The organism is Promicromonospora xylanilytica, assembly GCF_054782895.1.
Map to the genome: position 1 here is coordinate 28,642 of NZ_BAAGRP010000007.1, position 21,116 is coordinate 49,757.

Annotated in this window: 15 protein-coding genes (1 of these 15 running past the window's edge); 6 read left to right on the forward strand and 9 right to left on the reverse strand. The window is 74.1% G+C overall.

Features of this window, described 5'->3' with window-relative positions; genetic code table 11:
• The 3 genes in view from ACYVK7_RS07990 to ACYVK7_RS08000 are tightly spaced (each overlapping or abutting the next) and all read right to left on the reverse strand, a layout consistent with a single transcriptional unit that may run on beyond the window.
• Window positions 1-3,111, reverse strand: the beginning of a protein-coding gene (locus ACYVK7_RS07990) for an amino acid adenylation domain-containing protein (protein ID WP_460887162.1). Its footprint begins 4,299 nt before the window's first position; only the first 3,111 of its 7,410 coding nucleotides appear in the window; its start codon is at window positions 3,109-3,111; its stop codon lies beyond the left edge, outside the window.
• Window positions 3,108-7,535 carry an amino acid adenylation domain-containing protein gene (locus ACYVK7_RS07995; RefSeq protein ID WP_460887163.1) on the reverse strand — a complete coding sequence of 1,476 codons (4,428 nt, stop codon included), beginning with the start codon at window positions 7,533-7,535 and terminating at the stop codon, window positions 3,108-3,110. Before ACYVK7_RS07995 ends, ACYVK7_RS07990 begins: the two co-directional genes overlap by 4 nt.
• The gene (locus ACYVK7_RS08000; RefSeq protein ID WP_460887164.1) at window positions 7,528-11,730 is read right to left on the reverse strand and encodes an amino acid adenylation domain-containing protein; all 4,203 of its coding nucleotides are present in this window, start codon (window positions 11,728-11,730) and stop codon (window positions 7,528-7,530) included. Before ACYVK7_RS08000 ends, ACYVK7_RS07995 begins: the two co-directional genes overlap by 8 nt.
• 450 nt (window positions 11,731-12,180) lie before the next feature.
• Here ACYVK7_RS08000 and ACYVK7_RS08005 point away from each other — a divergent pair, with 450 nt between their 5' ends.
• From ACYVK7_RS08005 to ACYVK7_RS08020, 4 genes are all read left to right on the forward strand, one after another.
• Entirely contained in the window at window positions 12,181-12,354 is a 174-nt protein-coding gene (locus tag ACYVK7_RS08005) for a hypothetical protein (RefSeq protein WP_460887165.1), read from the forward strand.
• A gap of 1 nt (window position 12,355) precedes the next feature.
• Window positions 12,356-13,564, forward strand: a complete 1,209-nt coding sequence (locus tag ACYVK7_RS08010) for an MFS transporter (RefSeq protein WP_460887166.1) — start codon at window positions 12,356-12,358, stop codon at window positions 13,562-13,564.
• Window positions 13,565-13,623: 59 nt separating this feature from the next.
• Window positions 13,624-14,499, forward strand: a complete 876-nt coding sequence (gene sigJ, locus ACYVK7_RS08015) for an RNA polymerase sigma factor SigJ (RefSeq protein WP_460887167.1) — start codon at window positions 13,624-13,626, stop codon at window positions 14,497-14,499.
• Between the two features lie 105 nt (window positions 14,500-14,604).
• Entirely contained in the window at window positions 14,605-15,060 is a 456-nt protein-coding gene (locus tag ACYVK7_RS08020) for a carboxymuconolactone decarboxylase family protein (protein WP_460887168.1), read from the forward strand.
• 44 nt (window positions 15,061-15,104) lie between these two features.
• Here ACYVK7_RS08020 and ACYVK7_RS08025 read toward each other — a convergent pair whose 3' ends face one another.
• The 5 genes from ACYVK7_RS08025 to ACYVK7_RS08045 form a co-directional block, all read right to left on the reverse strand.
• Window positions 15,105-16,079 (reverse strand): MsnO8 family LLM class oxidoreductase, encoded by a 975-nt coding sequence (locus ACYVK7_RS08025; RefSeq protein WP_460887169.1) that lies wholly within the window; start codon window positions 16,077-16,079, stop codon window positions 15,105-15,107.
• A 63-nt stretch (window positions 16,080-16,142) separates the two neighbouring features.
• Window positions 16,143-17,648: an alkaline phosphatase D family protein gene (locus ACYVK7_RS08030; RefSeq protein WP_460887170.1), complete on the reverse strand. Its 1,506-nt coding sequence runs from the start codon at window positions 17,646-17,648 to the stop codon at window positions 16,143-16,145.
• 7 nt (window positions 17,649-17,655) lie between these two features.
• Window positions 17,656-18,039, reverse strand: a complete 384-nt coding sequence (locus ACYVK7_RS08035; protein WP_460887171.1) for a hypothetical protein — start codon at window positions 18,037-18,039, stop codon at window positions 17,656-17,658.
• Window positions 18,036-18,377, reverse strand: a complete 342-nt coding sequence (locus ACYVK7_RS08040) for a DUF6204 family protein (RefSeq protein WP_460887172.1) — start codon at window positions 18,375-18,377, stop codon at window positions 18,036-18,038. The genes ACYVK7_RS08035 and ACYVK7_RS08040 overlap by 4 nt, the downstream gene beginning before the upstream one ends.
• The gene (locus tag ACYVK7_RS08045; protein ID WP_460887173.1) at window positions 18,374-19,006 is read right to left on the reverse strand and encodes a TetR/AcrR family transcriptional regulator; all 633 of its coding nucleotides are present in this window, start codon (window positions 19,004-19,006) and stop codon (window positions 18,374-18,376) included. The genes ACYVK7_RS08040 and ACYVK7_RS08045 overlap by 4 nt, the downstream gene beginning before the upstream one ends.
• Before the next feature lie 139 nt (window positions 19,007-19,145).
• Here ACYVK7_RS08045 and ACYVK7_RS08050 point away from each other — a divergent pair, with 139 nt between their 5' ends.
• Window positions 19,146-20,003 carry a hypothetical protein gene (locus tag ACYVK7_RS08050; RefSeq protein WP_460887174.1) on the forward strand — a complete coding sequence of 286 codons (858 nt, stop codon included), beginning with the start codon at window positions 19,146-19,148 and terminating at the stop codon, window positions 20,001-20,003.
• 22 nt (window positions 20,004-20,025) lie between these two features.
• Here the strand turns inward: ACYVK7_RS08050 and ACYVK7_RS08055 are convergent, their stop codons facing one another.
• A complete protein-coding gene (locus ACYVK7_RS08055) occupies window positions 20,026-20,256 on the reverse strand; it encodes a hypothetical protein (RefSeq protein WP_460887175.1) in 231 nt (76 codons plus the stop codon).
• 97 nt (window positions 20,257-20,353) lie between these two features.
• On the opposite strand from ACYVK7_RS08055, the gene ACYVK7_RS08060 reads away from it, so the two are divergent.
• Window positions 20,354-21,100: an alpha/beta fold hydrolase gene (locus tag ACYVK7_RS08060; protein WP_460887176.1), complete on the forward strand. Its 747-nt coding sequence runs from the start codon at window positions 20,354-20,356 to the stop codon at window positions 21,098-21,100.
• The last annotated feature ends 16 nt before the right edge of the window (window positions 21,101-21,116 follow it).

The window sequence follows — 21,116 nt, forward strand, 5'->3', positions numbered from 1 at the left end:
GGTGGTGCGCGGCTGCCCGAGGAGGCCGACCCGCCGGGCGAGCAGGGCGGGGGTCGGCGCCTCGAAGACATCGCGCACGTGCGCGGCCGTGTCGAGCGCCGCGTTCACGCGGGCCACGAGCCGCACGGCGGCGAGCGAGTGCCCGCCGTGGGCGAAGAAGTCGTCGTCCGGACCCACCGGGACGCCCAGCACGTCGGTGAACAGCTCGCACAGCAGCCGGTCGCCGGCGGACCCCGCCGAGGCGGGACCGGCGGTCCGCTGCACCGAGAGTCGCGCCGCCTGCCGTCGCAGTGCGACGCGGTCCACCTTGCCCGACGACGTGCGGGGCAGCTCACCGGTCGCGACGAGACGCGCGGGGACCATCGCGGCGGGCAGCCTGTCCGCCACGTGGTCACGCACGGTGTCCAGCACGAGGTCCGCGCCGTGGTCCGCCACGACGAACGCGACGATGCCGGCGTCCTGGTGCACCACGACGGCCGCCTGACGCACGCCGGGCGCCGCGCCGAGCACGCTCTCGATCTCAGCGGGCTCGACGCGCTGACCGCGGATCTGGACCTGGTCGTCGGCGCGGCCCACGTACCGGAGACCGTCCGGGCCGCCCCAGGTGACGAGGTCTCCCGTGCGGTAGCACCGCCGCCCGTCGCCCGAGAACGGGTCGGCGACGAACCGGGCGGCGGTCTCACCGGGCCGGCCGAGGTACCCGACGGCCAGGTGGCCGCCCGCCAGGTAGAGCTCTCCCGGGGTCCCAGGCAGGACGGGGCGCAGGTGCTCGTCGAGGACGTACGCGTGGACACCGTCGATCACGGGGCCGATGGGCGCCGGTCCGTCGCGGCCTGCCAGCGGCGCGCTGACGGTGGCGCACACGGTCGCCTCGGTGGGCCCGTACGCGTCGACCAGCCGCACGTGACCGGGGACGTGCGCCAGGTGGGCCGCTTCGGCGGCCTCGCCTGCGAGCACCAGGCAGCGAAGCTGGTCGAGCGACCCCGCGGGCATCAGCGGTAGCGCGCTGGGCGGGAGCGTCACGTGCGAGACCGCCGAGTCGGTCAGCGTGCGGGCGAGGTCGTCGCCGGGCATCCGGGCGTACCGGTCGCCACGGAGCACGAGGGTCGCCCCCGCACACAGCGTGACGACGATCTCGGCGATCATCCCGTCGAACGAGGGCGCCGCGAACTGCAGCACGCGCGCGCCGGGGCCCAGGTCGAACGCCCGCCGCTGCGCCCGGGCGAGGTCGGCGAGCCCCCGGTGCGGCACCAGGACGCCCTTCGGTGTGCCGGTCGAGCCCGAGGTGAACAGCGTGTAGGCGACGGCGTCGGCGCGCTGCGCCCCGTCGTTCGAAGGTGCTCCGTCGTTCGAAGGTGCTCCGGCCGGCGCCCCGGGCAGACCGTCGCACAGGAGGTCCGGCACCCGGGCGACCCGCTCCGGAGGCACGCCGAGCCCGTCGAGCAGGTCCGCGTCGTCGGGGTGCGCGACCACGCACGCCGGCGTCGCGGCGGAGAGCACGGCCCGCAGCCGGGCCGGGGGCAGTGCGGGGTCGAGCGGGACGACCGACGCCCCGGCGCGCCAGGCGCCGAGCAGGGCGGCGAGAGCCGAACGGTCCGGCCGGTACAGCACCCCGACGGTGCTGCCCGGCCCGTACCCCCCTGCGGCGAGGGAGGCGGCGGCCCGGCCTGCCGCGCCGGCCAGCTCCTCGTACGTCCACCGGCCGTGGTCGTCCTCGACCGCAGGGAGCGCAGGCCCCGCCCGCACCGCCGACTCGACGAGCTGCCACGCGGTGGCCGCCTCGCCCGCCGGGGGCCCGACGAGCTGCCGGCCCGCACGGCGGCGCTCGTCGGGGGTCAGCAGGTCGACGCTCCCGACCGGGGCGTCGGTCCGTGTGACCAGGGCGTCCAGCACCACGGCGAACCGCTCTCCGAGCGCCGTCGCGGTGTCGGCGCCGAGGTCGGTCCGGCTGAACTCGAGGTCGACGCGGAGCGTGTCACCGGGCGTGACGACGAGCGTGAGCGGCAGGCTGGAGCGGTTCGTCGCGCGCACGCCCGCGACCCGCGCCGCTGTCCCTCCGCTGACCGGGTAGTTCTCGTAGACGACGGCCGTGTCGAACCGGGCGGTCTCACCACCCGCCGCGAGGACCTCGTGCAGCGGGAGGTGCGCCTGGGCGTCGAGCGCCGCGTACCGGTGGCCGGCCTCGGTCAGCAGGTCGGCCCCGGTGGTCCGCGGGCCCCAGGCCAGGCGGCGCGGAGCGGTCGTCGCGAGGGGCCCCACCACGTCGGTGACCCCCGGGACCGGCACCGACCGGCCGGAGACGGTGGCGCCGAAGACGACGTCGGACCGGCCGAGCAGCGCGCCGAGCGTGAGACCCCACGCGCACTGCACGACGGTCGCCGGGGTCACCCCCGCCGCCCGGGCGCCGACACGGAGGGCAGCCATGCGCTCCCCTCCGAGGTCGAGCTCGACCGTGTCGTGGTCGAACCCCTCGCCCGGGTCCGGCACAAGGTAGGTCGCGGCGGGCACGCCGGCCAGCTCGGTCGCCCAGGCCGTCCGTGCCGGTGCGGGGTCCAGCGCGCGCAGGCCACGGACGGTGTCCGCCCACCCGGTGGCGGGTCCCGCGCCGAACGTGGGGTCCGAGGCTGCGCGCAGCAGCTCGTCCAGGACGATCGCCGTCGACCAGCCGTCGAGCGCGAGATGGTGGTGGCTGACGGCCAGCCACCAGCGTTCGCCGGGCAGCAGCACCACCCCGAGCGCGACGAGCGGGGGCTCGTCCGCACGGCCGAGCCCCCGCCTCGCCCGGTCGCACCAGGCAGCGGCCGTCGCCTCGGCGGACTCCCCCGACGACCGCAGGTCCAGGACCGCCACCCGGGTCGGGACCGTCGTGACGATCCGCTGCGCGAACCCGTCAGGTGTGCGGACGAGAGCCAGCCGCAGGGCCTCGTGCCGGGCCACGACCCGCGTCCAGGCCCGCTCCAGCGCGTCGGTGTCGCACTCACCGCTCAGGTGCAGGACGGTCTGGTTGCGGTAGACGTCGGCCTCGCCGGAGGCGGCGACGACGTCGAAGGCGAGGCCCTCCTGCGAGGGTGCCAGAGGGACGACCACGTCTCCCGCTGCCGCTTGTGTCATTGCCTGCCTTCCCCAGCCAGGGCCGGACGGTCCGGCTCCTCGGTCCACCAGTCGTCCAGGTCCCCGTCCCCGTCCGCTGCCGGGGCCGCGCCTGTGTCCTCGAGCGCACCGCACAGGTCGTCGAGCGCTCGGGCCCAGGCCTCGGCCACCGGAGCGGCGGCGACGCCCGCCTGACTGCCCCAGGTCACCGCGGCGCGCGTCCCGTCCGCCCCGCGCACGTGCAGGACGTCGAGGGTGAGCGGGTGCGTCACCGGCAACAGGTCGGTGCCCGGCTCGGTCCCGGCCGGACCGGGGGCGGCGACGAGCGGCCGCCAGTACTCGTCGGCGCCCGGCGCCGTGTAGGTGCCGAGGTAGTTCACCAGCACGTGCGCGCCGTGCCGGCCGCGAGCGGCCCGGAGCGCCTCGTGGGTGAGCGCTCCGGCGCTCTCTGCGTCGGCCCTTGCCACGCGGGCGACCAGCTCCACGAGGTCTCCCGGGTGGGACCAGCCCGCCCCGAGACGGAGCCGCGCGAGGTCGACCTGCAGCAGCCGGCTCCGCGTGAACCAGCCGACGGTCCTGCTCACGTCAAGTGGTCGTCCGGACCCGTCCAGGGCATCGGCCAGGAGGTCCCGGCCGTGCCCCTCGACCTCCAGCACGACGGTGCGCAGCGTCCCCCGGCCGTCCGCGAGCGCCACCCGGTGCAGGGCGAGCGCCGTCGCGGCGAGGACGAGCCGTTCCGGCGGGACGTCCTTGGCGAGCATCCGTGCGGCGAGGTCGTCCGGGACGTGCTCGGTCCGCCGTCCCGCGGGCCCGTCCTGGTGCGGCAGCGGGTCGGGCAGGGCCGTCGCGTCCGCGGGTGCTCCGGTGGCCGGGCCGGCCGTGGCCTCGGTGACTGCGAGAGCCCAGGTGCGGTAGGAGGTGACGGCGTGCGGCAGCCCGGTGGAGCCTGTCTCGTGCCAGGCCTCGCGCAGGTCGTCCAGGAGCACCCGCATCGAGACGGCGTCGACGGCGAGGTGGTGCACGACGACGGCGAGCAGGGTGTCGGCGCCTGCCCGCACGGCGCAGAGCGCGAGCATGCGCCCCGAGTCGGGGTCCAGCTCCCCGGCCGCCCGTGCGACCTGGGCGGCCACGGCGGCGCCGACGGCGGCGGGTTCCGCGTCGTGCACGGTGACGGGCACCTCGGGACCTGGACCGGGCTCGACCAGGAGATAGGGGGCGCCGACCTGCCGGACGAGGCGTGCGCGGAGCATCGCGTGCGTGGCGGTGAGGGCGCCGCCGACGCGACGCAGGGTGGCGCCGTCGCCGTCGGGCACGCGGACGACGGCGACCTGGAACGATCGGTCGGCTCCGCGCCCGAGCTGCTCGGCGACGAACGGGGTCAGTGGGACCTTGCCGGTGCCGTCGTCGTCGCCGCCGGCGCCTACCGCCCGGGCCACCGCGGCGATGGCGCGCGGCGTGCGAGCGCCGTGGACGTCACGGGGGGCGAGGAGCAGGCCGTCGTGCCGTAGCCGGGCGACCACGCCGAGGGAGGACACGCTGTCGACCCCCAGGGCGAGCACGTCGTCGTCAGGCCCGACCTCCGGCACGCCGAGCACGTGGGCGACGGCGCGGCGTACCGCAGCGACGGTGTCCTGGTCGGCGGCGTCGCCGGCGGCCGTGCCGAACTCGCCCGATGCGCCGGACGCGCCCGGTCCTGCGCGGCGGGCCGCCGCGGCGCCCTCCACCAGGCGTGCGACGGCCACGCCGTCGGGCTTGCCGCTCGGGAGCGTGGGCAGGCCGTCCGTGACGACCACGAGATCGGGGACCAGCGGCCCGGGCAGGGTGCGGGCGAGGGCGGCTCGCACCCCGGCCTCGTCGGGCTCGGCGCCCGGTACCGGACCGGTGGCGAGCGCCGCCACGAGCTGACGGGTCCCTGCGGGTGTGGTCCGGACGAGCGCGTGGCACCGCCGGACCCCGGGGAGTGCCTCGGTGGCGGCCTCCACCTCGGCCAGGTCGACGCGGTAGCCCCGGATCTTGACCTGCCGGTCGCGCCGGCCCACCACGACGAGCCCGCGCGGCCCGCGCCATGCGAGGTCTCCGGTCCGGTAGGCGCGCTCGCCCGGCGCGCCGCCGGGCGCGGCGACGAAAGACGCCGCGGTGCGGCCCGGCTCGCCGAGGTAGCCGACGGCGAGCTGTGCCCCCGTGACCCACAGCTCGCCGAGCACGTGCTCGGGGAGCTCAGCGAGCTCGTCGGAGAGCACGCGCAGCCCGGTGCCCGCCACCGGCACGCCGACCGGGACGGTGGTACCGAGGAGGTCTTCCGGGCCGACGTCGTGTGCGGCGACCTGGACCGTGGTCTCCGCGGGGCCGTAGAGGTTCAGCACACGCGGTCCGCCGGGACGCAGCACGTGCCGGGCGAGGGACCCGGGGAACGGCTCTCCTCCGACGGCGAGCAAGCGCAGGCCAGGGGGCGGTCGCCAGCTCCCGCCGTCGACGACCGGCCCGAGCAGGGTCGGGACCACCTGTGCCACGGTGACCTCACCGAGCAGCCGGCGCAGGGCCAGCGGGTCGGCGCCCTCGCCGGGGCCTGCCGCCACCACCGTCGCCCCGGTCACCAACGGCAGCCACAGCTCCCAGACCGAGGCGTCGAAGGCGACCGACGTGCGCCACAGCACTCGGTCCTCAGGCGTCACCGCCACGTGGTCACCTAGCCAGGCGAGCTGGGCGGCCAGCGCGTCGTCAGGGACGGCGACGCCCTTCGTCGCGCCGCTCGACCCGGACGTGTGCACCACGTAGGCGAGGTCGCCGCCGCCGGCCGACGGCTCGGGCAGCGTCGGCCCCGTGGCGGAAACCTCGCCCGTGCGCAGTACGACGCGGCAGCCGGTGCGGCGCACGAGGTCCTCCCGGCGCTCGTCGGGCTGCTGCGGGTCGAGGGCGAGGTACGCGGCGCCCGCCCACCGGACCGCCAGCACCGCCGCCGCCAGCTCGGCGGACCGGTCCATGCACAGCGCCACGACGTCCCCCGTGCGTATGCCGTCGTCCACCAGGGCGCCCGCGATCCGGGACGCGCGACGGACCAGCTCGCCGTAGGTCGTCGGCCCGTACGCGTCGACGACGGCGGGACGCGACGGATCACGGCGCGCCACCTCCAGCACGCGCCCCAGTGGCGACGGGGCGCTGTCGGGCACCGCCGCGGCCGGGGCGGTGGCCCGGTGCGTCAGCTGCGCCGCACGGCAGGGAGCACCCCCGCGCACGACGTCGGCCAGCGCGTCCGCCATGACCCGCGCGAGCGTCCCGGCCGCCTCGGTCCCCACGGTGGCCCGGTCGTACTGGATCTCCAGGCGGAGGTCCGGGGTCGTCGTCACGTGCAGCACCACGGGGAACGCCGACTGCTGTGTCCCACCACCGCCCACGACCCGCAGGCCGCCGGGCAGGCGAACGTCCTCGAAGAGCCCCGCCTGGTTGTCGACGACCACGAGCGTGTCCGCCGCGACGTCGGCCCCGAGCCGGGCGCCGACCGCCGCGAGCGGGAGCGGTGCGGCCCCCGCCGTCGACGCCACCTCGCGGCCGAGCTCCGCGAGGGCGTCGTCGACGCTGCTGACGGCCCTGATACGGCGGACCGTCGTGACCACGAGCATGCCGACGATCTCGTCGACGCCCTCCACCGGGGCGGACCGGCCGGAGTCGACCACGGCGAACAGCACGTCGGACCGGCCGAATGTCCTGGCCAGCGTCACGCCCCACGCGGCGTGCAGCACGGTGGCGGCGGTCGTCCCCGCACCGCGGGCGACCGTCGTGACGGCCCGGGCGACGTGGTCCGGCACGTCGACGAGCTGCGCCGAACGGCCGGGTAGCGCCACCGGTGGCGGGACGAGCGCCGTGGCCACCGCGGTAGGACGGGCGCCGTCCAGCACGGCCGACCAGGCCTCCTCGTCGGGCCGGTGAGTCGCCTGCCAGCGGAGCAGCCGGGTCACGGGCGGCGGCGCGGGCGTGGCCGGACCAGCGACCAGGCACCGCAGCACGAGCCGGAGCAGGAGGCCCGCCGACCAGCCGTCCAGCAGGAGGTGGTGGAACGTGAGCACGAGGCGGGACACGTCGCCGGGCAGGCGCAGCAGGGCGAACCGGACGAGGTCTCCCTCGGCGACGTCGAACCGGGCGGCGCGCAGCCGCCGCATCTCCTCGTCGGGGTCTGCGCCGTCGCGCAGGTCGGCCACCGCCCACTCACCGGGTCCGGCCGCACCGAGCACCAGCACGGGCGTGCGAGCACTGGTCGCGTCCAGTGCGGCGCGCAGGTTCGGCACCTTGTCGAGCGCGGTACGGCAGGCCGCGGACAGGGCGTCAGGGGCGACCGGGCCCGCGACGTCGACGTGCACCTGAGCGATGTAGGGGTCGTCGCCGTCCAGCGGTGTCTCGGCGAGCAGGCCTGCCTGGGCCGCGGTGAGCGGGAGGATGCGTGGCTCAGCCATGCCTGCCCCCGCTGCGGCGACCGGCCGTGGCCGCCACGGCTGAGCGTTCCTCGTCGGTGAGCTCGACGAGGTCGCCGAGGTCCCACTCGTCGTCGGCCGGGCTCGGCGTACCCGGTGCCGCCGCGGCGGCGCCGCTGGGCGCCGGCGTGACCGGAACGGCCCCCGCCGCGAGGGAGCTGACCGTGCCCGGGTCGAAGAAGAGCCGCAGATCGAGCTCGTAGCCCGCCTCGCGCACGGCCGCGGCGACCGCGATGGAGCGGATGCTGTCCCCGCCGATGTCGAAGAACCGGTCGTCGACACCGAAGTCGTCGTGCCCGACCGCGCGCGCGACGGCCGCGTGCACGGCCCGCTCGGCCTCGCCGAACGGTTCGCGGCGCGCCGCCGCGCCGCCGAACGCGACCTCGGGCAGTGCCGACCGGTCCACCTTGCCGTTCGGCAGCCGGGGCAGCCGGGGGTGGACCGCGACGCGGTCCGGCACCATCGCGGGCGGCAGGACGCGCACGGCCTCACCGCGGAGCCACGTCGCGGCATCGCTGCCCGTCGCGCCCGTGGCACCGGGCCGGTCGGCACCATCCGTCACGACGTGCGCGACGAGGCGGGACGGCCCGCCGGGATCCGGCTGGAGCACCACCGCGGCCTCCCGCACCCCGTCCCGCTCCAGCAGGACCCGTTCGATCTCGCCGAGCTCCACCCGGACGCCGCGCACCTTGACCTGGCTGTCCGTCCGGCCGACGTACTCCAGCAGCCCCTCGTGCGTCCGCCGTACGAGGTCGCCCGTCCGGTACATGCGCTCGCCGGGTGCGCCGTACGGGTCGGCGACGAACCGTTCGGCGGTGGTGCCGGGGCGGCGGTGGTAGCCGTCGGCGAGCTGGACACCGGCGAGGTACAGCTCGCCCGCCACTCCGAACGGGACCCGTCGCAACCGCGCGTCCAGCACGTAGGCCGTCACGTTGCGCAGGGGCGTGCCGATCGGTACGCGTGCCGGCACGACGTCACCGGGGGCCGCGCTCCACGCCGTGGCGTGGACGGCGACCTCCGTGGGGCCGTACCCGTTGTGGAACACGGCATCCATGACGTCGTGCACGTCGGTGACCAGGCCCTGACGGACGGGCTCGCCGGTGACGATCACCTGACGCAGGCCCGCCGGACGCTCCGCGACCGCCCCCAGGTGCTCGGTGAGCATCGACGGGACGAAGAACGCCGTGCCTGCCGCGTGCTGGGTCAGCAGCTCGTGCACATGGCGGGGGTCGCGGTGGCCGCCGGGCTCCGCCTGGACCAGGGTCGCTCCGACGGCGAGCGGCCAGAAGATCTCGGTGACGGACACGTCGAAGCCGGTGGGGGTCTTCTGCAGCACGCCCTCCCCCGGCTCCACGGGGAACGCCTCCTGCATCCACCGGAGCTGGTTCAACGCCGCCGCGTGCGACACGACGACGCCCTTCGGCCGGCCGGTCGAACCGGAGGTGTACAGCACGTAGGCGGAGGCGGCCGACGGCACGGGCGGAGGCGTGGGGCCGTCGACGACACCGTCACGGTCCGGCACGACGACGGCGGGCACGCCCGCGTCCCGCAGCCGCTCACCGAGCGTGTCCACGGTGGGCTCGCCCTGGGCGACGAGCACCGCCGCGGGACCGCTGTCCTGGACCAGGAACGCCAGCCGTTCGGCGGGGTAGGAGAGGTCGAGCGGCACGTAGGCGGCGCCGGCGGCCATCGCACCCAGCATCGCGGCGACCATGTCGCCCGACCGGGGGACCGCGATCGCGACCCTGTCCCCCGGGCGCACGCCGGCGTCGGTCAGCCGGCGTGCGATGTCATCGGCCCAACGCACCAGGGCGCCGAAGGCCACCTTGCCGCGTTCGTCGACGAGCGCCGTCGCGCTGCTCCGCCCGGCCGCGGTGGCCCGGACCCGTCCGTGGATCGTCTCGTCGGGCTCACCGGCGACCACCGGCCCCCGCTCGGTCCGGGCCACCGCTGCGGCGCCGTCGGCCCCGAGCACGTCGAGGTCGCCGACGGCACACACCGGGTCCGCGGCGGCCCCGTCCAGCACCCTGGCGACGGTGTGCCAGACCAGGTCGGCCGTCGGCGGGTCGAACAGGTCGGAGGCGCACTCGACGCGGACGTCGTAGGCCGTGTCCGTACCGTGCGCTCCCCCGTCGGCGGCGTCGGCCTCGAGGTAGACCGACAGGTCGAAGCGAGCGTGCTCCGCGTCGCCGGTGACCGGTCGCACGTCGAGCCCGTCCATCCGCACCGGGCGGTGCGGGGTGTCGTCCAGCGAGAGCAGCACCTGGAAGATGGGGTGGATGGTGGCGCTGCGCCGGGGCCGGATCAGCTCGACCACACGCTCGAAGGGCACGCCCTGGTGCGCCAGGGCACCCCGGACGACCTCCCGCGACCGCTCCAGGACCTCCTCGAAGGTCGACGTGGCGGTGACCGGCGTCCGGAGCACGAGCGTGCTGACGAACATGTCGACCACGTCGGCGTCGGCGGTATCGCGCCCGGCGACCGGGGTGCCGACGACGATGTCCTCACCCGCGCCGAGCCGGTGCAGCGCGGTCGCGAAGGCCGCGTGCACCACCGTGAACGGCGTGGTGCCGTACCTGCGGGCCAGCTCGGCGAGCGCGTGGGCGCGTCCGCCGTCGAGACGGAAGCGGCGGGAGAACCCCGCGAACGTAGCCACGGCCGGCCGGGGCCGGTCCGTCGGCAGCGGCAGCTCGTCCGGCACCTGGTGCAGCGCCGTCCGCCAGTACTGCTCCGCTCGAGCGACGTCGTCCGGACGCTCCGACTCCCCCTCGTGGCGCCGGACCGGTCCCGCCAGAGCCGGGGCCGTACCGCGGCGGCGCGCTGTGTACGCGGCGGCGAGGTCCCCGGCGAGCACCCGGGCCGACCACCCGTCGCACACGATGTGGTGGGTGCGCAGCACGAGCACGGCGGTGCCGCCCGACCGCACGAGGACCACGCCCAGCGGTGGTCCGGCGGTGAGATCGCCACCGCGCAGTGCCGCCTCGCGTGCGAGCCGCTCGACGTCACCGGGAGCGCAGTCCTGGACCTCCAGCGCTGCCGCCGACCGGACCAGAGGATCCTCGGGTGCCAGCTCGCGGCGCACCGGCCGCCCGGACTCCTCGGAGAACGTCACCCGCAGCGCCGGGTGGCGCAGCACGACGTCGTGCACGGCACCCTGCAGCGCGTCCGTGTCGACCGTCCCGGTGAGCCGCTGCGTGATCGCCGCGGTGTAGAGCGAGCCGCCGCCGAGCGTGCGTTCGAGGTACCACATGCCGGCCTGCGCGCGGGTCAGCTCGCGCGGCACCGGGACCACGACGGCGTCGAGGACGTCACCGCCGGACGCAGCGGGCCGGGCCGTCTCGTCGATCCGGGCGAGCAGGTCCCTGGGTGTCCCGGCGCGGAACACGTCGCGTCCGGTGAGGCGTACGCCGAGCTCGGCGTTCGCGCGGGCGACCACGCGCAGCGCGCTGAGGGAATGACCGCCCACCGCGAAGAAGTCCGTGCCCGGGCCCACGTCGGCGCGGCCGAGCACCTCCGCGAACACGTCGACGAGCGTGCGCAGGCGCGGGTCCGTCGCGTCGCCGTCCAGCAGGGGCTCCGGGACGGCAGGCTCGCCGACCAGACCGCGCAGTGCCCGGTGGTCGACCTTGCCGCGGACCGTCAGGGGGATGCGTTCGACCACGGTGACCGAGCCGGGTACGCGGTGGGGCGGCACGGTCGAGCGCAGGTGCGCCCGGACCGCCTCGCCGTCGGGCCCTCCTGGCGCCACGGTAAGCACCACGTGCGGCACCCCGTCGACGACGAGGCCCGCCGCACCCGTCACGCCGGCGACGCCCTGGGCGTCATGCTCCAGCTCGGCGAGATCGACGCGGAAGCCGCGCACCTTGAGCTGACGATCGGCGCGACGCCGGAAGACCAGGCCGCCGTCGTGGGTCCACTCCACGATGTCGCCCGTGCGGTACATCCGTGCCCCTGGCACTCCGGCGGGGTCGGCGACGAACCTGGCGGAGGTCTCGGCCGGCTCGCCCAGGTAGCCACGGGCGAGCTGCGGACCGGCCACGTACAGCTCACCGATACCGCCCTGGGCGACGGGGCGCAGGAACGCGTCGAGCACCCGCACCACCGTCGACGCGAGAGGTGCCCCCAGGGAACGTGTCGCGCGATCGGCCAGGTCCGGCAGCGGCACCACGTCCTGCATCTCAGCTCCTTCGGCACGCGGCCGCCATCCGGGGTGGCGGCTGGCAGCAATGCTGCAGAGGCCCCGGACGGCGCACAACCTTTCGGGCGCACCTAAAAAGGGTGGGTGAACGTGTCGTACTTTCGTTGACAAACAAACGCAGGCGACGTGTCGCCACGCCCTCTTGACACTCTCCGAAGGCATGCCGAAAATTAACCTGCTCTTCATCTGACCGGACACCTGTACATGGGTATGTTCAAGCAAGCCACGACGTTGACCGGTCGGTCACGACGAGCCCACCAGGCGAAGGGAAGGTCCTTGGCAGAAACAGAGGTTTCGTTCCAGAGCTGGCGGTTTCTGCGAGCACTGGCCCGCCACAACAGCATCCGTGAGATCGCCCGGAACGAGCACCATTCAGAAAGCGTCGTCCGGCGACATCTCAAATCACTCGCGAAGGCGTGCGACGCCACGGTGATCGACACCCAGGAGGGCGTCACCCAGGTGACCGCGGCAGGTCTGCTGCTGCTGGAACGGTTCGAGCCCATCGACGACGAGCAGGAACGCGTCAGGGAACGGCTCGACCAGCTCCTGAGGATCCGCGAACCGGAGCTCTTCTCCGACTCGACGCACAGCCTCAACCGCTGACGTGGGCCACGCCACCGCCGTCGCCGCACCGGGTGACCTCCTGCGCACGCCGACCTTCCGCTGGCTGACGACGGGCTGGGTTCTCAGCAACTTCGCCGACTCCGCGCTCACCCTCATCCTCGCGATCTGGGTCGCTGACCTGACCGGCAGCATCACGGCCGGTGGCCTCACGTTCGCGATGATCGGCCTCCCGTCGCTCGGCGCGCCGTTCCTCGGAGCGCTGGCCGACCGGGTGTCCCGCCGCAAGCTGCTCGCGACGTCGTACCTCGTGGGCGCCGCCTGCCTCGTACCGCTCCTCTGGGTGCACCACGGCGGGCAGGTCTGGCTGATCTACGCCGCCACGGTGCTCTACGCCGCCACCGGGTACGTGACCGGCGCCGGGCAGTCCGGGCTGCTGAGGGACCTGCTCCCGGACGCGGCGCTCGGCCACGCGAACTCGCGGCTCAGCACCATCGACCAGGGGTTCAGGATCGCGATGCCGTTCGTCGGTGCCGGGGTGTACGCGGCGTTCGGACCGCACCTCCTGGTCGCGGCCTCGATCATTGCGTTTACCGCGGCGGCGATAGTCTTTCTGGCCCTCCGGATCGACGAGTCCGTCATTCCCGCGACGCAGCGACTGACAATGGCTGAGCTTTCCTCTGGATTTCGGCAGCTTTTCACCCTCAACCCGCTCCGGCCGCTGACCGTCACACTATTGGTTGCTTTTGCATTTACCGGCCTGATCGACGGCGCCGTTTTCGCCATCCTCGACGCGGTCGGTATTCCGCGCGCCTGGCTCCCGCCCTTGTTGGTGCTGCAGGGAGTGGGTGGTTTTGCGGCGGGAATGCTGGCACCCCGCCTGATGGCCCGCTGGGGACGCCCCCGACTCGCGGCAGCGGGGCTGCTGCTGGCCGGCCTCGGCCTCGCGCCGGTACCCCTGGCACTGATCCCCCTGGTGGCCGTCTCGCAGGTCGCGGTAGGCCTGGGCACCACGGCGGCGATCATCGCGTACACCACCGAACGCCACATGGTGACGCCCGCCGCGCTGCAGGGGCGCGCCGCCGCCGCGAGCCAGGTGCTGCTCAGCTTTCCGCACGTGCTGTTCACGGCGGCCGGGGCGGCGCTGCTCGTCGTGCTGGACTGGCGAGTGATCGTGCTGATCAACGTCGCCGCGCTCCTCGTGTGCGGTATCGCGGGCCTGCTGATCCGGAGCGGCCCGGCACGCTCGTGACCGGCACCGGTCCCGGGCATCCGATCTATGCTGACCCCCGACCGAGGGGAACGATCCGGATGGCGGCAGACATGTCGGGGCAGGACCGGCTCCGCGACGAGTGGCCGGCACACCGGCCCGCCGTCTTCGGCGCGGCCTACCGGTTGCTGGGCAGCGTCGCCGACGCCGAGGACGTGGTCCAGGACGTCTGGCTCCGCGCGAGCGCCGCGGACCTCGACGCCGTGGAGAATCTTCGCGCGTGGCTGATCACGGTGTCCGCCCGCCGGTCGTACGACATCCTCAAGAGTGCCCGTCGCCGCAGGGAGACCTATGTCGGGCCGTGGCTGCCCGAACCGCTGCTGACCGGGCCGGACGCGGCGGAGCCGGTGCTCGTCGACGACTCCGTCACCACGGCGATGCTCCTGGTCATGGAGCAGCTCAGCCCGCCGGAACGGGTGGCCTTCGTGCTGCACGACGTCTTCGGTCTGGAGTTCGCCCGGATCGCCGAGATCCTGGACGTCCCGGTGCCCACGGCTCGGCAGCTCGCGTCGCGGGCCCGACGGCGGGTCGCCGCCCGGCGGAGCTCGTCGCCGCACGCCTCGCGCGCGGAGCGCGAGCGGGTGCTGACGGCGTTTCGCGGGGCCTACGAGACCGGGGACCTGGCGGGGCTGGTCAGGCTGCTGGACCCGGACGCCGTCTACACGACGGACGGTGGCGGCAAGATCTCCGCGGCACGCAAGCCCATCTTCGGCGGGCAGCGGGTGGCCGAGGTCATGGTGCGTCTCGGGCGCCGGCTGCGCCCCGACCGCATCGACCTCGTCGAGGTGGGCGGCGAGCTCTCGCTGGTCTTCCACCGGGAGGGCCACGTCTACTCCGTGGACACGGTGCAGATCAGGGACGGGCTGATCACCGACTACCGCAGGGTCATCAACCCCGAGAAGCTCACGCACCTCTGACCCGCTGTCACGTCCGGACGGGCCGCGTCGTCTCCCTGGCGGCCACGGGTACGTCGCGATCGTCGCGCACCGGCGGTGGCCGTCCGACGACTCGAAGGAGCCCCCATGACCACCTCGGAACGTGTCGACCTCGGCCAGCAGCAGCCGACCACCTACCAGGCGCTGATCGCACTGTCCGCGGACGCGGCGAGCCACGCCGTGGCGGCCGGCCTGGACCCGCTTCTCGTCGAGCTCTTGCGGATCCGGGCGTCTCAGATCAACGGGTGCGCGTACTGTCTGCGAATGCACACCCGCGACGCCCTGAAGAAGGGTGAGAATCCCGACCGGATCGCCGTGCTGCCCGCCTGGCGCGAGACGGGCTACTTCTCCGAGACCGACCGCGCCGCCCTCGGCCTCGCCGAGTCGATCACCCAGGTCTTCGACGGGCACGTCAGCGACGACGACTACGCGGCAGCCGCGAAGGTGCTCTCCGACGACCAGATCGCCGCGGTCTCCTGGGTCGTCACCGTGATCAACGCCTTCAACCGCGTCGCGATCACCAGCCGGTACACGGTCGGGTGAGGCGCGGGGGCGCCGGCCTGTCCCCGTCCCGCCCGCGAGAGACGCTAGCCACGCACCAGCTCGCGGAGCGCGGCGTCGGAGGCCGCCTGGGCGTCTCGGTCATAGGTGGAGCTGAACGCCACGAGCTCCTCGGCCCTCGTGGCCTGAACCAGCCGGTCGAGGCGGCGCCGCACGGTGGCGGGAGCGCCGACGGCGCCGTGCGCGACGTGCGCCTCGACCCGCTCGCGCAGCTGGCTGGTCCAGTGCTGGGCACGGATGGACGCGACCGGCTCGAGCGGGCCGAACTCACCGGTCTGGCGGGACCTGGCCATCGCCCACGCCTCCGGCAGGGCCAGGTCCCGCGCCTCCGCGTCCGTGTCCGCCACGAGGACGTCGAGCGAGACCGTCACCGAGGGTTCCGGCGCGCGCGGTGAGGGCCGGAACTCGGCGCGGTACGCCGCGACGAGTTCCGGCAGCGAGGCGCTGCCCAGCACCGGCCCGCCGATGACCACGGGCAGGCCCAGCCTGGCGGCGACGGCGAGGCCGCGCCCGGTGGCGAGCACGAAGACCGGGATCGTGCGTGCGGCGACCGGCCGGGCGGTGACCGCCGCCGTGCCGTCGAGATGATCGCGCAGCTCCGCGACGTCCTCGGCGAAGGTGTCCGGGGCGTCCGACCCGTGCCTCAGCGCCCGGCGTACGGGGGCCGTGAAGCCGAGGGACCGCCCGAGCCCGAGGTCCACCCGGTCCGGGTAGAGGGCATCGAGCATGAGGAACTGCTCGGCCACGACCAGCGGCTGGTGGTGCGGCAGCATCACCCCGCCCGACCCGATCCTGATGGTGGAGGTGCGGGCCCCGAGAGCACCGAGCAGGACCGGTGGCGAGCCCGAGGCGATCCCCGGCACGGCGTGATGCTCGGCGACCCAGAAACGGTGGAAGCCGAGACGTTCCGCCGACACCGCCCGCTCGATCGTGTGGGCCAGCGCGGCGCTCTCGGGGAACCCCGTCCGGGTGCGGGAACGGTCCAGCAGGGAGAGTCTCACACGGTGCCTCAACCGCGTGGGCGCCCGGAGGCTTCCCGGGGCGCCCACGCAGGACCACCTTCCCTATGGCGTGAGTCGTGCGGCGTCGGTCGACACCTCGAACACCCGCTCCCCGTCACGGTTGATCCAGGTGGCGGTCATGCTCGCCGGCTCGACCGTCGTGTCCAGCTCGAGGCGGAGAAAGACGTGCGGTTCGACGGCGCTGTGCACGAGCGCAGGGTTGGGCACGTTGAGGCTCGGGATCACCGAGCTGTGCATGGGGCTGACGATGAACTGCCACAGGTCATACCCGACGCGCGGCCCGTAGTTCAGCGCCCGCGAGACGTGGATGTCACCGCCGAGCAGGAACACCCCGGGGATCCGGTGTTCCCGGACGAGGTCCAGGATCGCCTCGCGCTCGTAGGAGTAGGTGCCCCAGTCGTCGGCCTCGCCGTTCTCCTTGTCGTCCCAGATCATGCCGTTGGCGAGGACCTTGAACGGCGCTGTGCTCGCCAGGAGCCGCTCCTGCAGCCACTCCCACTGCACCCGGCCGAGGGCGGTGGGCTGCGTCTCGTCGGCCCAGCTGGTCTCGGTGCGGCTGAACCAGCGCGGATCGAGCAGGAACACCTCGAGCGGGCCGCGGCGGAACGAGGTGTAGATGCCCTCACCGTCGGTCGTCCGCGCGCGCAGCGGCTCCCCCGCCGCCGTGTGGCCGAAGGTGCGGTTGGCCCGGTAGTCGACGAACGTCGTGCGGTTGTTGCGCTTGCCGGGCAGGTCGCCGTGCACGTCGTTGCCGCCGAAGTCGTGGTCGTCCCACGTCCCCCAGACCGGCATCGTCCGGGTGACCTCCCTGACCTGCGGCTGCTGGAGGAACGCACGGTGCTTGTCACGCGCGGTCCGCAGGTTCGTGGAGTCGATGTACGGGGTGTCGCCCATGAGCACGAACGCCTCGCACCCCTCGGCGCGGATCGTGTCCCAGATGTGGTTCTGCTCCGTCCAGACGCACGAGCCGAAGCCGACCACCATCCGCGTGGCCGCGTCGTCGGCAGGGGCCGTGGTGAACGAGCCGGAGAGGTCGAGCCCGGGGACGGGGCTGCCGTCCGGGGTGATGGTGTACGAGTACGCGGTCGCCGCCGTCAGGCCGGTGAGGTCGAAGAGCACCGTCGCGTCGTTGTCTGCGGAGATCCGTGCGGTGGCCTTCCGGTGCGGTCCGTCCTCGGCCTGGTAGCGCAGCGTCCACCTCTCGCGGTCGTGCAGGTCGCTGCCCGGCCGGACGAGGACCCGTGAGTGGTTGGTCCCGGTGTCGCCGACGAGCGGTCCGGCGATCGGCTGGAGCGTCGGTGTCACCAGCGGCGCCGTCCCGGCCAGGACCTGACGCACGTACGCGGCCAAGGACGTGAAGAACATCTCGCTGTCGGCGATCGCGGCGCTCGGCTGGACCGCCGCCCCCGTCGCATTCCAGATCTTGTCGACCGTGAGGCTCGACACCAGGAACCGGCCGCGGCCGTGCGCGCCCTCGAGCAGCGCCGGCAGGCGGCCCGAGGCGGGACCCGGCAGGCCACCGACGACTGCGGCAGGTTGTCCGGGCAACCTGCCGTCACCGGGTCAACGGACCGAGCCGGACGGAGAGGTCCGCCGTGTCGACACCACATTCGGCGAACCGCCGCGATGCGACGGCGTCCGCGATCTCCTCTGCCACCGCAAGGAGTGCTCTCCCGCTGGCGGTGAGCACGAACACGCCGTCGTCCGTGCGCTCGACCCAGCCAAGCTTCTCCAGCGGGAGAGTGCTGCGAACGGCCTGGGACCGGCTCTCGACCAGGGCCGCGGCGAGGACGTCCCGCGAGGCACCTCCGCTCTCGCGGATCACGCGCAGGCGCCGCAGGTCGCCGAGGCTCACGCCGATCCGCGACAGCTCGCGGTCGATGCCGGCTCGGGTGACGTCGGCCGCACCGGCCAGCAGCAACGCTGTTTCAAGGGTCATCGCCGCGTCCCCTCTCTCATCTTCAGGTCCTCGACGCAGACCAGGCCGACGTCGAGGATCCGGCCCTGCAGCCCTCGCTCACGCATACCGGCCTCGGCCAGCTCCTCGGCCTCCAGGGCGGCGACGAGGTCGGCGTCCTCCGGGCTCTCCTCGTGAACCCCGAGCAGAAAGCGGAACTGGTATCCGACCAGCTCCGGTGTGTAGAGGAACGTGCCTTCTCGCGTGAACCGCGACGCGAACCTGTCGTGCGCCTCCTGCTCGTCGAGCAGTCGCGCACGCTGCGTGGCCCCGAGGTTCTCGAAACGACCGCGGACCGTGATGCGGTACGTGCGGTTCATGCCGGTGCCTCGCTCCTGCGGGTCGCGGCCCCGAAGAGCTCCACGATCTCCGCCGTCAGGCCGGTGGCGCCCGTCCGGTCCGCACGCAGCCGCGCGGCGGCGTTGTCCAGCACGGTCCGGACGGCGAAGGCCATCGTCGGGGCGTCGAAGGCGCGCATCTCACCGGATCGCTGCCCGTCCTCGAAGAGCTCGACCAGATCGCCGAGCGAGTCGGCGGCGCGGCCGCCGTAGTACTGCCGGTCCTGACGCCCGAAGTGCTCGACCACCGCGATCAGGGCAGCCGTCGCGTCCGGGTTCTCCGAGCAGAACTCGAGGAAGGTGCGGATGTACGCCGCCAGCCGCTCACCGCTCGACGTGGACGCCTCGAGAACTCGCCGGAGGCTCGGTGCGAGCTGCGCCGCGACCGCCTCCGCGACGGCCGCGGCGAGCTCGTCCTTGCCGGAGTAGTTGCCGTGCACGGCACCCCTGCTGAAACCCGCGTGCTCCGCGACAGCGTTCAGGGAGGTGGTGCGGACGCCCGCTCGCGCGAAGAGCTCGATGGCGGACGCGACCAGTCGTCTGCGGGTCTCCTGCTGAGCCTCCTTGCGTGTCGGCCTGGCCGCTGGCACGGGCTCGGATCGTGAGTTCATGACCCACTGATATACCGTGCAGTATTCAGATGTCAACCTGTATCTCAATGCGTCGGCAGGGTTGAAGCACCGGCATCAGTAGAGCGCCACTCCACTCCAGGTAGTCGACCTAGAACGGGCAGAGCAGTACGTTTCCCCCATGAGCAGTGACAGCGACGCGCCTCCGAGCGAGGGCGGCGAGAAGACCGAGCGGATGGACCGCCTCCGGGCTCTGTTGACCAAGCCCATCAAGATTCCCGACTCCGCCTCGACCGACAACGAGGACGCCGACTACGCCGCACCCGTGGCAGCCGCCGCGGCACCCAAGGGGGCCAAGACGCCGATGACACCTCAGGGAACGACGCCCAAGGGCGCCAAGGCCCCGGTCGAGACCCCGCCGGCGGTCAAGGCGGCGGCCGAAGCGCTCGACCGCCTGAGCGACGAGGAGAAGGAGGCCGTCGTCGAGAGCACGGGGCAGCCCGGGCGGCCCAGCCGGTCACGGCGCACGTGGGCCGACGCCTATCTCGCCAAGCCGGACAAGCCGCTGACCCCGGAAGAGGTGCGCGCGGAGCTCACCGTCACGCTCAAGGAGCAGGGTACGGAGCTGCGCGAGCTCGTCGCCAAGGAGGGCGCCGCACAGCAGAAGGCGCACGAGCAGGCCCTCACGCAGGCCGTCGAGCGAGTGCGGGAGCAGACCGCCTCCGACCTCGCGACCTCGGTGGAGCAGACCGCTGCGACGGTCGAGCGGACTGCCGCCGCCGCACGCCAGGAGGCGGAGCGCCTGCAGGGGCGGATCGACGAGCTCACCTCCACCGCAGGGGCGCTGCGCACGGACCTCGACGCCGCCCGCTCCGTCGCGGTGGCCGCCCAGGCCGCCGCGGACTCGGCGGCGACGGCGGCGTCAGCAGCTCGCGAGGCCGCTGACGCCGCCGCGAAGAAGGCGGCGACCGCCACCATGTTCGCCTGGGTCGGCATCGCCCTGGCCCTAGTGGCCACCGTGGTCGCCGTGGTGGTGTAGCCCCACGCGCCGCGGGACGGGTTCAGCGTGGATCGTCGAGGTCGACACCGGCGCGCAGCACGAAGCGCCGGTGTCCCGGCCTGCCGTGGCGGTGGCCTCCGTAGTAGGTGGGCGACTCCCGGACCGGCGCGTACGTGACACGGGGGCCGGTGAACAGCTCGTCGAGCAGCGCCGCGAACGCGGCGTCGACCGGTGATCCCAGCGCCTGCACGCCGGCACCCCCGGCCTCCTGACCTTCCGTTGATTCGTACATGTGTTCGACACTACCCCTCGCCCGCCCTGGAGTCCACCGCATGACGTCCACCCGAATGCGCTGGCCACTGCTCCGTCGCCGCGGTTACCGTTCGCGGATGATCCTCAGCCACGACACGACGGGCTCCGGCCCTGCCGTCCTGTTCCTGCACGCCGGCGTCGCCGACTCCCGGATGTGGGGCGCACAGCAGGCGGCACTGGCCCGGACGCACCGCGTGATCCGGTGCGACCTGCGCGGCTACGGCGACACGCCCCTGACGAGCGAGCCGTTCGACAACGCCGGCGACGTGCGCGCACTGCTCAGCTCGCTGGGCGAGCGGCCGGTCGCGATCGTCGGGGCGTCCGCCGGCGGGCACGTGGCTCTCCAGGTCGCGTCCGAGTGGCCGGACCTCGTGTCCCACCTGGTCCTGCTGAACGCCGCCTTCGACCTGCCTGCCACGCGTTCCCTGCAGCGGTTCGCCCGGCGCGAGGACGCGCTGCTCGAGGCGGGGGACATCGACGGGGCCACCGAGCTCAACGTCGCCACGTGGCTCGGGCCCGACGCCGACGACGACGCCCGCGACCTGGTGCGCACCATGCAGCGCCACGCGTTCGACGTCCAGCTCGCCGCCGCGGAGGACGACCACGAGCAGGACGGTCCGGATGTCGACCTGGAGGCCGTCACCGCCCGCACCCTGATCGTCTCCGGTGGCCAGGACCTCGACCACTTCCGCGCCGTCGCGAACCACCTCGCCGGGCATGTCCCCGGGGCCAAGCACGTCCAGCTCGGCTGGGCCGGCCACCTGCCCAACCTCGAGCGCCCGGACGAGATCACGACGCTGCTCACGGACTTCCTGACCGACTGAGCCACCGGCCCAGCCG

What these genes read in the sequence shown, in the direction of transcription:
- ACYVK7_RS07995 (WP_460887163.1), bottom strand. Translation starts at nt 7,535, where the DNA reads ATGGCTGAGCCACGCATCCTCCCGCTCACCGCGGCCCAGGCAGGCCTG.
- ACYVK7_RS08000 (WP_460887164.1), bottom strand. Translation starts at nt 11,730, where the DNA reads ATGCAGGACGTGGTGCCGCTGCCGGACCTGGCCGATCGCGCGACACGT.
- sigJ (WP_460887167.1), top strand. Translation starts at nt 13,624, where the DNA reads ATGGCGGCAGACATGTCGGGGCAGGACCGGCTCCGCGACGAGTGGCCG.
- ACYVK7_RS08020 (WP_460887168.1), top strand. Translation starts at nt 14,605, where the DNA reads ATGACCACCTCGGAACGTGTCGACCTCGGCCAGCAGCAGCCGACCACC.
- ACYVK7_RS08035 (WP_460887171.1), bottom strand. Translation starts at nt 18,039, where the DNA reads ATGACCCTTGAAACAGCGTTGCTGCTGGCCGGTGCGGCCGACGTCACC.
- ACYVK7_RS08040 (WP_460887172.1), bottom strand. Translation starts at nt 18,377, where the DNA reads ATGAACCGCACGTACCGCATCACGGTCCGCGGTCGTTTCGAGAACCTC.
- ACYVK7_RS08045 (WP_460887173.1), bottom strand. Translation starts at nt 19,006, where the DNA reads ATGAACTCACGATCCGAGCCCGTGCCAGCGGCCAGGCCGACACGCAAG.
- ACYVK7_RS08050 (WP_460887174.1), top strand. Translation starts at nt 19,146, where the DNA reads ATGAGCAGTGACAGCGACGCGCCTCCGAGCGAGGGCGGCGAGAAGACC.
- ACYVK7_RS08055 (WP_460887175.1), bottom strand. Translation starts at nt 20,256, where the DNA reads ATGTACGAATCAACGGAAGGTCAGGAGGCCGGGGGTGCCGGCGTGCAG.
- ACYVK7_RS08060 (WP_460887176.1), top strand. Translation starts at nt 20,354, where the DNA reads ATGATCCTCAGCCACGACACGACGGGCTCCGGCCCTGCCGTCCTGTTC.